This is a genomic window from Clostridium tunisiense TJ (assembly GCF_000300195.1).
GTDB lineage: Bacteria > Bacillota > Clostridia > Clostridiales > Clostridiaceae > Clostridium_J > Clostridium_J tunisiense.
In genome coordinates, this window is sequence record NZ_AMQH01000020.1 from 19,349 (window position 1) to 33,158 (window position 13,810).

Here is a 13,810-nt window from a genome sequence, read left to right on the forward strand (position 1 = left end):
CTTTCTTATTAATTAAACAAGTGTTATGCTAATATTATGACAATGTTAAAAAAAGTACAAAGGGTGTGAAATCATGAAAGTTCTTATTATTGGTGGTGTAGCTGCTGGTACAAAGGTAGCAGCAAAGCTAAAACGCGAAAATCGTAACTGTCAGGTTACTATACTCACAAAAAGTAAGGATATTTCCTATGCGGGGTGTGGACTACCTTATTATGTGGGCAATGTAATTCAGGAAAAGAATAAGCTAATAGTTAATACACCAGAGAGCTTTTCCAATTTAACTGGAGTTGAAGTGTTAACAGAGGTGGAAGTATTAAGGGTTAACCCTAAGAATAAGACTGTTGAAGCACTAAATTTAAAAACAAAGGATACTTATACACATGAGTATGATAAGTTAGTTATTGCGTCTGGTGCTGATCCAATAAAGCCACTTATTGAAGGAACAAATTTAAAAGGTGTTTTCTTTATGAGAACTCCTGATGACGCTATTTCCTTACGTTCCTCAATTGAAGCTGGTGAAATTAAACGGGCTGTTGTAGTTGGTGGTGGCTTTATTGGCCTTGAAGTTGCAGAAAACCTGCTTGCTCAGGGTATTAAAGTTTCTGTAATTGACATGGCAGATCATATATTGCCTGGCTTTGATAGTGAATTTGCGCATTATACTGAAAATCACTTAGCTAATCATGGCATAATTACATTAACAGGAACAAAACTTCAAGCTATTCTTGGAGAAGAAAAAGTTGAAAAAGTTATAACTGATAAGCGTACTATAAAAGCAGATGCTGTTATCCTTTCTCTAGGTATTCGTGCTAATACAGCTTTTCTGAATGATACTGACATTGAGTTAATACCTAATGGAACCATTAAGGTAAATGAGTTCTTAGAAACTAACCTAGTTGATATTTATGCTGTTGGAGATTGTGCTTGCATAACCAATAGAATTACACAAACACCTACCTGGTCTCCCATGGGCTCTTCCGCTAATATTGAAGGGCGTATTTTAGCCCAAAACATCAACGGTAAAAAAACAAGTTACAAGGGAGTTTTAGGGACAGCAGTGGCAAAACTTCCTGAACTTAACGTAGGAAGAACTGGTTTAACAGAAAGTGCTGCTAAGGCCTTAGGTTTTAATGTAGAAACTGTTGTAACAGTAGTAGATGATAAGGCTCACTATTATCCTGATGCCTCAATTTTTATAATAAAAATCATAGCTGATAAGCTAACTAAAAAATTGCTAGGTCTTCATGTTCTTGGAAAAGGAGCAGTAGATAAAATAGTAGATATTGCTGTAACTGCGCTATCTATGAATGCTACTTTAGAAGATATTGAGAATATGGACTTAGCATATGCACCTCCATTTTCTACTGCAATTCATCCTTTCACTCACACTGTGAATATTCTACTAAATAAGATTCATGGAGAGCTTAATAGCATTACTCCTAAGGAGTACCTAGAGGGTGGAGCTACAGGATATAAAATTGTTGATGCATCTATTAACCCAAGTATAGAGGGTGCTTTTTATATAGATCTTACAAAAGTAAATGGAGAGTTACCTGATTTAATGAGACATGAAAAATTGCTTTTAATATGCGCAAAAGGTAAGCGTGCATATATGTTACAAAATCGCTTGAAATACTTTGGTTACACTAATACCTTAGTTCTCGAAGGCGGTAGTACTTTTAATGAAATTATACTTTAAAAAGTCAATTTACCTTTTAAACTTTTAAAAATAGTTCAATTATGCTAGAAATTTTCTTTTAAAAATGCTTAATAGGAGGTCTAAAATTATGGCAACTTTAACTATTAATTCTAATAATGAAAAAAGAGTAAAAGCTCTAGGTTTTCTTAGCAATAAGGGAACTGATAATTTTTCAGGAAGAGTTATCACTGTTAATGGTAAAATTACAGCAGCTCAATTTAAATGTATTGCAGAGGCTGCTGAACTTTATGGAAATGGTATTGTAACCTTAACTACAAGACTAACAATAGAATGTCAAGGTATTCCCTACGATAAGATTGAAGATTTTAGAACATATATTGCTAAAGAAGGTCTTGTTACTGGTGGAACTGGTTCTAAAGTGCGACCAATAGTTTCTTGCAAAGGTACAACCTGTCAGTATGGTCTAATTGATACTTTTGATCTATCTGAAGAAATTCATCACAAATTCTATGAAGAATATGCTAGTGTTAAATTACCTCATAAATTTAAAATTGCCGTAGGCGGATGCCCAAACAACTGCGTTAAACCTGATTTAAACGATTTAGGAATTATTGGTCAGTTAATTCCTAACTTCGATGAAGATTATTGTAATGGCTGTAAGAAGTGCTCTATTGAAGAGGTCTGTCCAGTAAATGCTGCTAAAGTTGTAGATGGATTATTAGAGATTAATAAAGAGGAATGTAACAACTGTGGTCGTTGCATTGGGAAGTGTCATTTTGATGCTATTGAAAATGGCATAGTAGGTTACAAAATCTACATTGGGGGCAGATGGGGAAAGCGTGTAGCTCATGGTATTCCTCTTAGCAAGGTATTCACTAATAGGGAAGATGCTATTAATCTAATTGAAAAGGTTATACTTTTATATAGAGAACAAGGGAAAACTGGAGAACGTTTATCACAAACCATTGAAAGAATTGGGTTTGAAAATATTGAAGCTCAATTACTAGCTAATGATCTTTTAGATAGAAAAGATGAAATAATAAACAGCGAATATCACTTAGTTGGTGGAGCTACTTGTTAATCTAATCTTTTATCTCCTACGACAATCATATTAATAATATCGTAATATTGATAGGGAACTAAGATAAATTTATATAAGTTTATCTTAGTTCCCTTATAGTTTATTAAATAATAAACAAGTTCATTTTGTTTAACAACTTTGGAAGCGAATTTGGACTACTACCAAAGCAATTCTTTAGGAAGATATCTATCACCTATAGAAGTCGTTAATCATTAAGCTTTAAAAATGTTATTAAAGAAATAAATTAATTTTGGAATCTAAAATTATACTACCCATAACATTGCCAGTATTAATAGTAGTACTTCCGTTAAATACATTAGTTTTCCTGTCTGAAAAATATGTTCCACTGCTAGTTCCTTAATAGGTTCTCCTATGGTTGGTTTATACATAACTTCACCGAAGTAAGAGTTAGTTCCTCCAAGTTGTATTTTTAAAGCACCTGCTGTAGCTGCTTCAGGATAAGCACAATTTGGACTTTTATGATTTTTTCTATCCCTTATCATTATTTTAAAGGTCCCTATTATATTTCCACCTAATAAAGGTGCCACTATACACATTAAAACTCCTGTAATTCTAGCAGGTATAAAGTTAAATACATCGTCAGTCTTTGCTGGAAAGAAGCCAATGTATCTGAACTTTTCATTCATATAACCTAGCATTGAGTCCATGGTATTTATACCCTTATACATCATAGCCAAAGGAGCTCCCCCAACAATTCCATAGATAATAGGTGCTATTATCCCATCGGAGGTATTTTCGCTAATGGTTTCAACAGTAGCTCTTATGATTTCATGTTCACTAAGCTCCTTTGTATCTCTTCCTACAATATAAGATAATTTAACTCTAGCCTCTTCAATATCACCCTTTATTAAAGGGCGATATACATCAACCCCTGCATTATACAAGGACTTAGCTGCAAGTGTTGTCCAAAGCAGTAATATATTTAATCCATGAAAAACATAGATATTAATTCTAGCTACATAAAGAAGCATGTAAGGAATTAGGTAGGTACTCACTGCCACTATAATCACAATAAATCCCCCACAAAGCTTAAGCCCTTTTTCTGACTTGCATTTTCCTCTAAAAATCTTTTCTAATTTGCTAATCAGCTTTCCAATATAAATTATAGGGTGTGGTAACCATAAAGGGTCACCAACTATAAAATCTATAATGGCAGCAAAAAACATATAAATTATATTGAGTTTAATATTAAAGTTAAACATGCTATACTCCTTATACTTTAGTAACAAAACTTGCTATTTTCTAAACCCCATTGCTTCATAAATTTTATCCATATCTAAAGACTTTCTAACAATATCTGCAAGTCTATCTAATTCTTTATCCCTTAGACTTTCGTACTCCATAGATTTTTTAGCCTCTATACCCTTCTTAGTTCTAAGCTTATTTACTATATATTGTCTAAAATTAACTCCATCGAAAATTCCATGAATATAAGTTCCCAGGATATTTCCTTTTTTATTTATTGCTCCATCAAAATAATCTTCAAAATCATTATTTTTCTTACTTATCTTAACTAAAGGGGTTGCGCCTTCACCTAAGGTTGTTTTTCCCATATGAATTTCATAGCCATAAAGCTCTATATTTCTCTCTGCTTCTGGAAGTACTTCATTACCTATAGTTCCTTCAACTCTAGTAGTAACCTTCTTTTCTTCAAATACTGTTTTAGTATCTAAAAGTCCTAGACCTTCCATAACCTTTAAGTTTGTTTCCACTCCCATTGGATCTTCAAGGGTTTTTCCTAGAATTTGATACCCTCCACAAATTCCTATGATCTCCCCATCTTTGCTATATTCTAAAATTTTCTCAGAAAGCCCTGAGGATTTTAAAGCTTGTAAATCTCCAAGTGTATTCTTAGTTCCTGGTATAATAAGTAAATCTGGATCTTTAAATTCCTTTACATTTGTTATGTATCTAAGTGAAATATCTTCTTCACAACTTAAGGCATCAAAATCAGTAAAATTTGATATATGAGGAAGTTTTATTACTGCAATATCAATTTTATTTGTCACCTGTTTATTAAGTTCCACTGCCCCGTCTTCATCTTCTAAAGCTAAAGTGAAATGTGGTACTACTCCTAAACACTGCTTTTTAGAGATATCTTCAAGCATTTTAATTCCCGGTTCTAAAAGACCTATATCTCCTCTAAATTTGTTTATTATTGTACCTTTTACTCTTTCTCTTTCAGCATCACTTAAAAGCATCAAAGTTCCAACTAGAGAAGCAAATACTCCTCCTTTATCTATGTCTCCAACAAGAATTACTGGAGCATCTACTAGTTCAGCCATTCCCATGTTTACAATGTCATTTTCTCTTAAATTGATTTCTGCTGGGCTTCCTGCCCCTTCCATAACAATAATATCAAAGTTATTTTCAAGGTCCTGAAATTGATTTTTCAGTTCATCCTTAAATTCAACCTTTAAATTGTGATATTCTTTTGCATCGCTATTTCCATATACTTCTCCATTAAAAACAATTTGACACTTCTTATCAGAAGTAGGTTTTAAAAGTATTGGATTCATAAACACCTGTGGTTCAAGTCCTGCTGCATAGGCTTGAAGAACCTGGGCTCTCCCCATTTCCTTTCCATCTAGTGTTATATATGAATTAAGTGACATGTTTTGTGATTTATAAGGACAAACTGAATATCCATCCTGTTTAAAAATTCTACAAAGTGCTGTAACTAAAATACTCTTTCCCACTGAAGATGCAGTACCTTGTACCATAATCTTTGCCATTATGTAAACCCTCTTTCAATATTATTTTATAGGAAACTCATCTTGTATCCTATTGTAGCTTAATTTTTAGAAGTTCTCTGAAGTGACTTGAAAAATTTCACTTAACAATATTACCTAACTTTGCTAGGCTTGTAAAAATAAAAAAGGGTAAGTCCCAAGGACTTACCCTACTATTACAAATACAAAAATATTTATATTTTCCATAACAATAGTTCTTTCCCTCCGAAAGCTTGTTTGAAACTTAGGCAGGTCTCCTGGCTCATGAATCTCTCTACACCTTACCTTCCTCTTATGAGTGGTTTACAAGGTTCGTCCTCATTTACAGTAGCGGGGGCTGCTGTGGAATCTAACCACATTCCCTTTTCACCTTTGAATTATCTTCAAAAGCACCTAAATTAGATATTTAGTTTTCATTATGATTATAGCTTTAACTTTAGATTAAGTCAATAATATAAAAGAAAGACAGCTCTATACTTTCTTTCTATTTATAAGGTATAATATAATCAAAAGGTATTATTATCCAACAATACATAGCACCTGATATTTTGTATTATTAAATACTCATACTTCTATTAAATTGTTATATGAAATTATACAATATTTTGTAAATATATGTTATATTAAACTTGAATTAACTTTAAGGAGGCTAACCATGGAAGTAGCTATAGAAAATAAAAAATTATCCAAATCCTTAATTGTAAAGATTCTAATTAAATACCTATTATTTCTTCTACCATCTGTAATGTTTTTATATTTAACCCAAAACTATTGGGAAAATAATTTAGTTACTTACCATATAATATTTGAAGGTTTTTGCATTTTTTTTGCCTTGGGTATATTTTCTCTATATTGGCATAATTATACCCATTATTCTATGAGCTTTTCTGTACTAGGTTTTGGATTTCTACTAATTGGTATCTATAATTTAGTTCATACCTATTATCTTTTCAGTCCAAACCTCTTAAATTCAGTTCACTTAAATCTTTCTACCTTTTTAGATCAAATTGGATTGCTTATGCAAGTTTCCGTTATATTAATAGGTACTTTTAACTTTAAAATTAAGATTACTAAAATAGCTAATTCCTTTATGTTAGGAATCACCATATTAGTGCTTGGAGGAATATCCGTGTTAATCCCCCAGCTTCTTACCTTAACCTTACCCTATATTGGCTCTGCATACATACTTACAGCAATTAAAGTAGCCGTAATTAATCTTGCAATCCTTACTTCACTAAACCTAACATATATGTTTGAGAAAAAAGATGAGCTAAACTACCAATATATCTTTTTATCCTTGTTAGCTATTATAACTACTGAGGTAATTTTATTAACTACAGGTGATTTAAAAAGTATTCTTTGGCTTTTCGCCCATATTCTAAAAGCCGTATCCTATTACTTTATTTATAAGGGGGTCTTCTCTAGTGCAGTTGTTTATCCTTATGATAGCTTAGAAAATAAGCATAAACAATTAGAACATGCCTATGAAAACCTAACAAAAGCAAATGAAGAAATAACCGGTCTTTCTAAAACTTTAAGCGATGTACTAGACGCTCTTCCACTTGGTGTTTTTATGTATGATGAAAATAGCAAGATAAACTATATAAATAAAAAATTTGAAGAAATCTTTATCTGTGATAGAAGTGAAGTACTAGGGCTTTCTACAAAAGAGTTTCTTCATAAATTTCCAAGACTTGAAGAGGATGAAAGGCTCCTTTCAGACATGGTTTTATCGGGAGATAAATCAGTTTTAAATGTTGTTCGTACATATAGAGTTGGAAATGGAGAATATAAAAAACTATCAGTGAAAAATAGTAGAATTAACAATGGGGTTATATCCTTACTAAGAGATGCAAAAGAAGAACAGGAAATTAAGAACCTTCATCTTCAAACAGAAACCATCTTAAATGCTGTTAATAATGCAATAATCATGATAGATAAGGATAAAAAAATAGTGCTTTGTAATACGGCTGCTGAAAGAATCTTCGAAATAGATAAAGCAGAACTTATAGGCATGGATATAGATAAGTTAAATGATTTACTCACCTTCCAGAAAAAAGAAAATCCTTATGCAATTTTATCTGGTGAAAAAGATTTTGATGTATGCGAAGCTTCCCTTAAAACTAATAAAGGAAATAATATTGAGTTAATTATTTACTCTGCCCCTATTAAGAATATTGATGGTGAAATAATTGGTGGAATAAGTGTAGATACAGATGTAACAGAAATTAAAAAACATCAACAAGCTATACAACAGCAAGAAAAATTAGCATTATTAGGTCAGATGGGGGCTGGTATAGTTCACGAAACTAGAAATTTTCTTACTACCATAAAAGGCCGTTGCCAATTAATTGAAGTAAATGCAGTTGATGAAAAAATTAAAGATCACGCATTAAAAATCAATAAGGATGTTGATGAAGTAAATAGAATAATAGGTGAATTTTTATTTCTATCCAAACCTAGAGAAGTACTACTAGAAGAAATATCTATGATAGACCTATTTGAGTCAATTATAAACACAATTGAAAACACATCAATAACTAAAGGTATAAATTTGGAACTAGACATTTCTAACCATGAAAGATATTTACTTTGTGATGAACTCCAAATAAAGCAAGTGGTATTAAATATCTGCAAGAATGCAGTAGAAGCTATGAATGGAGTTCCTCAACGGACACTTAAGATAAAAACTGGCTACGTGGAAGAAAATAATGAAATGTATATGAAAATTATTGATAATGGAAAAGGGATGACTAAGGAACAGCTAGAGAAAATAGGAACCATGTTTTATACCACAAAGGAAACTGGTACAGGCCTAGGATTAAATATTTCTTATCAAATCATTAAAAGTCATAAAGGAAGAATTCTTGTAGAAAGCCAAGTGGACGAAGGTACTACCTTTACCATTTTCCTTCCTTGTCTTGCTGATGAAGAATTAGATGAATAAAGCCCATTAATAATGATGAGTAAAAAACAAAGGCAAGAAAACTTAAGTTTTCTTGCCTCTTTTATTATGCTCCTATTTCTTTTCTTTCTTCCATTTTAGCTTGTAGTAAATCTCCTCTTTCTTTTAATATCATTGATATTGCAAGGAATACTACTAAAATTGAAGTTAAAACAAACATATCATGTCCTATTAGTCCTAGGTTGCTTCCAGATATGATTTCTCTTAAAGCTGATACGCAATAAGTGAATGGCATATAAGGATTTAATACCTTAAATAAATCTGGTACAACTTCTAGTGGGAAAGTTCCTGCACAAGAAGTTAGCTGTAGAATTAATAAAACTATAGCAAGTAATCTTCCTGCATCACCTAGAATAAAGATTAAACATTGAATTATTGCTATGAAAGATAGTGACATTAATACATTAAATAAAAAATATAGTGGAAGGTTTTGTGGTTTTAAACCTAAAGTTAGAACTACTGCACTAACAAGAAGTGCTTGTAGGGTTCCTATAAATCCATAGGATAAGTATTTACCAAAAACCGTTGAAACTGGACCTGCATCCATGCTATCTTCAACCTTTGAAGATATTACAAAGAACATCATTATTGCTCCAACCCATAAAGATAATGGGATAAAATAAGGTGTAAATCCTGTTCCGTAATCCTTAACTGCATTTACTGCTGCATCATTCATAACTACAGGTTTAGATACAAAGCTAGCCATATCTTCACTAGTATTTATAAGATTCTTATCTAACTTATCTGCACCTTCATTTAACTTTTCTGCTAATTCCTTAGAACCATCATTTAACTTTTGAGTTCCATCTGTTAATTCTGGAATTTTTCCATTTAATTCTTTTAGTCCATCATTTAAGGCAACTGAACCATCTGCTAACTGATTAACTCCTGAAACAAGTTCTGGCATCTTTCCTTTAAGTTCTCCTAACCCACCATTTAAGGCATTTGAACCTACAGCAAGTTTATTAGTTCCTTCAGCTAGTTGTGGCACTTTTTCTCTTAGTTGTTCTAAGCCTACTCTTAGCTGCATAGAACCTGTTCCTAAGGCATCTATACCTTTATAAACCTTGCCTGTTCCTTGCTCAAGAGCTGATATTCCATTAGCTAAAGTTGGTATATTGGAATTTAGTGATCCAAGTCCTGCTTTTAGCTCATTAGCTCCTTGACCTAATTTATCAGCTCCATTTACTAATCCCTCAGTTCCTGAAACTAGTGCATCCATACCAGATTTTAAACTTGGTTTTCCATCATAACCAGTATTAACTGCTGCATTTAATCCAGCCACAGCTGTCTTTAAGCTTGGCTTATCCTTAGTATCTACAGAAACACTGTTATTTAAAGCAGACACTGCTGTTTTAAGTGATGGCTGGGTGGCGCTCTTATCTACGTTAACAGAAGCATTTAAAACTCCAACCATTTGAGCTAATATTTGAGCTCTTTGTGTATCATTAGTTGCTGCATTATACTGCTGAGTTAAAGCTGCAACTACTTGTTCTGGAGTCATACCATTTCCTGAAGGTACTACTCCACCATTTACTACATTATTAAAAGTGCTTAATGCTGTTGATAAAGAAGAAACTCCTTTATTTATGCCTCCTACACCTTGTACTAAGCTTGGTGTAGTACTAGTGCCTACATTAACTGCATTGTTTAAACCTTCTAGTGAAGCGCCTAATTGGTCTACCCCACCCTTAGTTTGTTTAATACCTTGTAATAAGCCTTTTAATCCATATTGTAATCCTAAAGGCTTTCCATTAGCATCTACTGCTGTAGTATTTATACCCTGTTCTAACTTATCTGCACCCTCATAAAGAGCTGTTGCTCCTTTTGATAACTCAGGAACCTTTTCAGTAATTTGGGTCATTCCTCCATTTATACGGTTCACGGCTTCCTTTAATCCTTTTGGATTACCATTAGCATCTACCTCTTTAGAGTTAATTCCATTAGCTATAGAACTAGCTCCATCATAAAGAGAATTCACTCCTGAAGTCAAAGCTGGAGTATTTTGATTTAAAGAACTTAATCCATCCTTAAGCTGCAAAGAACCATCATAAAGTTTATTTACTCCATCTGCCATTTGTGGAGAACTACCCTTTAGTTTTCCAAGTCCCTCAGATAGTTTAGTAGATCCATCATAAAGCTTGTTTACTCCATCTGCCATCTGTGGTACTTTATCATTTAAAGTGCTTATTCCCTCTGAAAGTTCCTTACTTCCGTCAGCTGCTTTTCTCATACCATCTTTAACTTCATACAAACTGTCAAAGGTTACTTTAGTATATTCTTCACTGATGTTTTCTATTATCTCTGCTTTTAGCTTATCCTCAACTCTTCCCCCTATTTGTGCTGCAAGAAAGTTTTTCTTGTCATTAGAAGAATAAGTTATAGAAGGCTGTTGTGGTTTTCCATCCTTGGCACTCATAACCTTCTGTGAAAAATCTTCTGGAATTACAAACATGGAATAATATCCATCCTTATCTAATCCCTGATTTGCTTCTTCAAGACTAACAAATTGCCACTTCACTTCTGTGTTTTCCTTCAGGTTTTTTACTATATCCTGTCCATAGTTAACTGCTTCTCCATCCTTTGTTCCGCCCTTATCAAGATTTACAAAAGCTACAGGTAGCTGATTAAGTCTTGAGTAAGGATCCCAGAAAGCAGCTAAATAAAGTAAGCTGTACAGCAGCGGTACAATTATTATTGCTACAACTGAGACTCTGATAAACCTGTTCCTAAAGATACTTGAAATATCTTTCCAGGCAATCTTTGCAAATTTCATGATCCTCACCTCATTTATTTTTGTACTGACTGGTCAGTTTAGTTATACTCCTTTTTTAAAGTGAAGTCAATATATTTTTTGCTACTTTTTAATTGTAAATTTTTTAGTTTTTAGGAATACCTTGAAGTCTCATATTCTTTAGCTATTTTAGAATAAATAAATTCATTTATTCTGAAAACTTCGGGAATTAATCTAACTGGAAAAATATCCTATTATTACATTAAAGCTGTGCTTTCAATAAAAGTGTCCCCACTTAACAACTTTAAGCAATAACCCCTAGAAAAATATGATTAAAAATAACTTTATATAATTACCTATAAAAAAACTCTTTATAGACTATAATCCCGTAGAATTACAATTTATAAAGAGTTTTTATTATGCTTTTAGACCCCTTAAGCTATATTCAATTAATTCATCCACTACATCATCCAAATTTATACTATCTATGTTAATAACCTCATAAACTGCTGCTGAACATAGAGTTCCGAAAAATGCATAAGCCATAAAGGAAGCATTGCCTTTTCTTATAATTCCAGCTTCCATAGCTTCCTCAAAAAAGTCTTTAATTTCTTCTATGTAAGTTCCTAGCCTATTTCTAAGTTCTACCTGCCTAATCTCCTGCCCCCATAACTGGCTCATTAACACTTTGAAAAAATCTTTATTTCTGTAAAGTATAGAAAGTTGTGCCTTGCATATTATTCTAAGTTTTTCTAAAGGATTCGTCACTGTTTTAATATGCTCCTTTAGCTCCTCTACCATTAAACCAAGCCCTTCTTCTATTATGAAATTAAAAATTTCTTCCTTACTCTTATAATGGTAATATAAAGTTCCCTTTGCTACCCCTGCAGCCTCTGCAACTTGGTCCATGGTAGTACCATTATAGCCAAAGTTAGAAAAAGTTTTTATAGCAGCTTCAAATATAACCTTTTTTGTTTTATTCATTTTTATCACTCCAAATTATAATATAAGAAACCAAAGTTAAATCCTAATTTACAAAAGCTACTCTTAATTCCCTGAAAATTTTAGTAATTGTTATTATAAAATTCATCTTTGAAACCTTATAGACATAAAATCCTATATTATAATAACACAGTTTTTCTTTTAATACTACCTAGTATAATTTTTTTTAATTATCTATAAATTTAAACTTAAGCATTTAAAAATAAATAACAAGTCAAATATGTAACAGATATTTTAAGTTAGACAAGGAAGCAGGTTCCGCAGATAGTAGCGCTATCTAAGGGTTCTGTTGACGCAGTATAACTGAAAATAGACAAACATACTGGCTTATTTATTTTTTGCAAATGCCTTACTTATCTATTTGCAGCAATTTAGTGGAAGATGAGCTAATGGCAACTGCCCCAAGAGGTGCTGTAATTAAAATTGACAACACTGCTATAGCTAAAATAATATCTGCTGAAGCTACCCCTAAAGATAAAGGAATTGCTCCTATAGCTGCTTGTACTGTAGCTTTTGGTACATATGCAATAATGCAAAACAATCTTTCCTTCCAGTTTAGATTGGTTCCCATGACAGAAATCAAAACTCCAAGGCTCCTTCCAATAAGACCAATTAAAATAACTACTATCCCCATAGCCCCAGCATTAAGGGCAACACCAATATTAACTTGAGCTCCTACTAATACAAACAAAAGTATCTCAGCAAAAATCCATATTTTATTTAACTTTAAAGATAATCTTTTACCAACCTCAGGTAGCTTTTCAAGAATAATAAAACCTATAGTCATAACTCCTAAAAGTCCTGCAATTTCAATTTTATTTTTTAACAAGTTTTCAATAGCGGTAAGTAAAATTGAAGCTCCAATTATAAGCAGTACTTTTTTAGTATCTCTAATATGGTGCTTTTCAAACATTCTCACCATTATGAAGCCAATAATAACTCCTGCTCCAATACCTAAAATTATTGACAACGGAATACCTAATAACCTTATCCCAATATTCACCTGACTTCCACTATATAACCCTAAAAAGGTACTAAATATTGTAATTGCAAACACATCATCAATAGAAGCTCCTGCTAAAATTAAAGTTGGAATTCCTTTATTAGTTCCAATTTTTCTATCCATAAAGTTTAACATCTGAGGAACTACTACTGCAGGAGATACTGCTGCTAGAATAAATCCTAGTATACCCCCTTGAATAAAAGTAAATCCTAAAAACTTTACAGAAGCAAAAGCAATAAAAAATCCTTCTATAATTCCAGGAATACAACTCATCTTAATAGCAGTTTTCCCTACTTTATTTAAATCCTCTCTACTAATTCCAATACCTGCCCTTAATAAAATGATTATAAGTGCAATTTTACGAAAATCAGCAGATGCATTTAAAAGTGATGGTTCCAATAAATTAAGTCCATAAGGCCCTAATATAACCCCTAAAATTAGCATTCCTAAAAGCCCTGGAAGTTTTATTTTTGTAAAAATTAAATTAGCTAAAAGTCCTAACATTATTATAATTCCTAAACTCGTTGCCATGTTTTATCTCCCCTCTTGTCTTTAATATTAATTGATTAAAAATTCCTTTTTGTAAAGTTCCTTCTTCATTAAACGCAAAAA

8 protein-coding genes and 1 riboswitch are annotated in these 13,810 nt (G+C 32.3%); of the genes, 3 read left to right on the plus strand and 5 right to left on the minus strand.

Annotation, left to right across the window (positions count from 1 at the left end; genetic code table 11):
• Positions 1–73: 73 nt before the first annotated feature.
• Both C661_RS0119465 and C661_RS0119470 read left to right on the plus strand, forming a co-directional pair.
• On the plus strand, positions 74–1,699 hold the full coding sequence (locus tag C661_RS0119465; protein WP_017417014.1) for an FAD-dependent oxidoreductase: 1,626 nt from the start codon (positions 74–76) through the stop codon (positions 1,697–1,699).
• Positions 1,700–1,787: 88 nt separating this feature from the next.
• Positions 1,788–2,741 (plus strand): ferredoxin-like domain-containing protein, encoded by a 954-nt coding sequence (locus tag C661_RS0119470; RefSeq protein ID WP_017417015.1) that lies wholly within the window; start codon positions 1,788–1,790, stop codon positions 2,739–2,741.
• A 263-nt stretch (positions 2,742–3,004) separates the two neighbouring features.
• Here the strand turns inward: C661_RS0119470 and cbiB are convergent, their stop codons facing one another.
• Together cbiB and C661_RS0119480 are read right to left on the minus strand one after the other, a co-directional pair.
• Positions 3,005–3,964, minus strand: a complete 960-nt coding sequence (cbiB, locus tag C661_RS0119475; RefSeq protein WP_017417016.1) for an adenosylcobinamide-phosphate synthase CbiB — start codon at positions 3,962–3,964, stop codon at positions 3,005–3,007.
• Between the two features lie 33 nt (positions 3,965–3,997).
• Entirely contained in the window at positions 3,998–5,497 is a 1,500-nt protein-coding gene (locus C661_RS0119480; RefSeq protein WP_017417017.1) for a cobyric acid synthase, read from the minus strand.
• A 227-nt stretch (positions 5,498–5,724) separates the two neighbouring features.
• A riboswitch (cobalamin riboswitch) is annotated at positions 5,725–5,906 on the minus strand.
• A 243-nt stretch (positions 5,907–6,149) separates the two neighbouring features.
• On the opposite strand from C661_RS0119480, the gene C661_RS0119485 reads away from it, so the two are divergent.
• Positions 6,150–8,441, plus strand: coding sequence for an ATP-binding protein (locus C661_RS0119485; RefSeq protein WP_017417018.1), 2,292 nt, complete (start codon positions 6,150–6,152; stop codon positions 8,439–8,441).
• Between the two features lie 64 nt (positions 8,442–8,505).
• Here C661_RS0119485 and C661_RS22975 read toward each other — a convergent pair whose 3' ends face one another.
• From C661_RS22975 to C661_RS0119500, 3 genes are all read right to left on the minus strand, one after another.
• Positions 8,506–11,235 (minus strand): YhgE/Pip domain-containing protein, encoded by a 2,730-nt coding sequence (locus C661_RS22975; protein WP_017417019.1) that lies wholly within the window; start codon positions 11,233–11,235, stop codon positions 8,506–8,508.
• A 375-nt stretch (positions 11,236–11,610) separates the two neighbouring features.
• A complete protein-coding gene (locus C661_RS0119495) occupies positions 11,611–12,177 on the minus strand; it encodes a TetR/AcrR family transcriptional regulator (protein ID WP_017417020.1) in 567 nt (188 codons plus the stop codon).
• 367 nt (positions 12,178–12,544) lie between these two features.
• Positions 12,545–13,729: a cation:proton antiporter gene (locus C661_RS0119500; protein ID WP_017417021.1), complete on the minus strand. Its 1,185-nt coding sequence runs from the start codon at positions 13,727–13,729 to the stop codon at positions 12,545–12,547.
• Between the last annotated feature and the right edge of the window lie 81 nt (positions 13,730–13,810).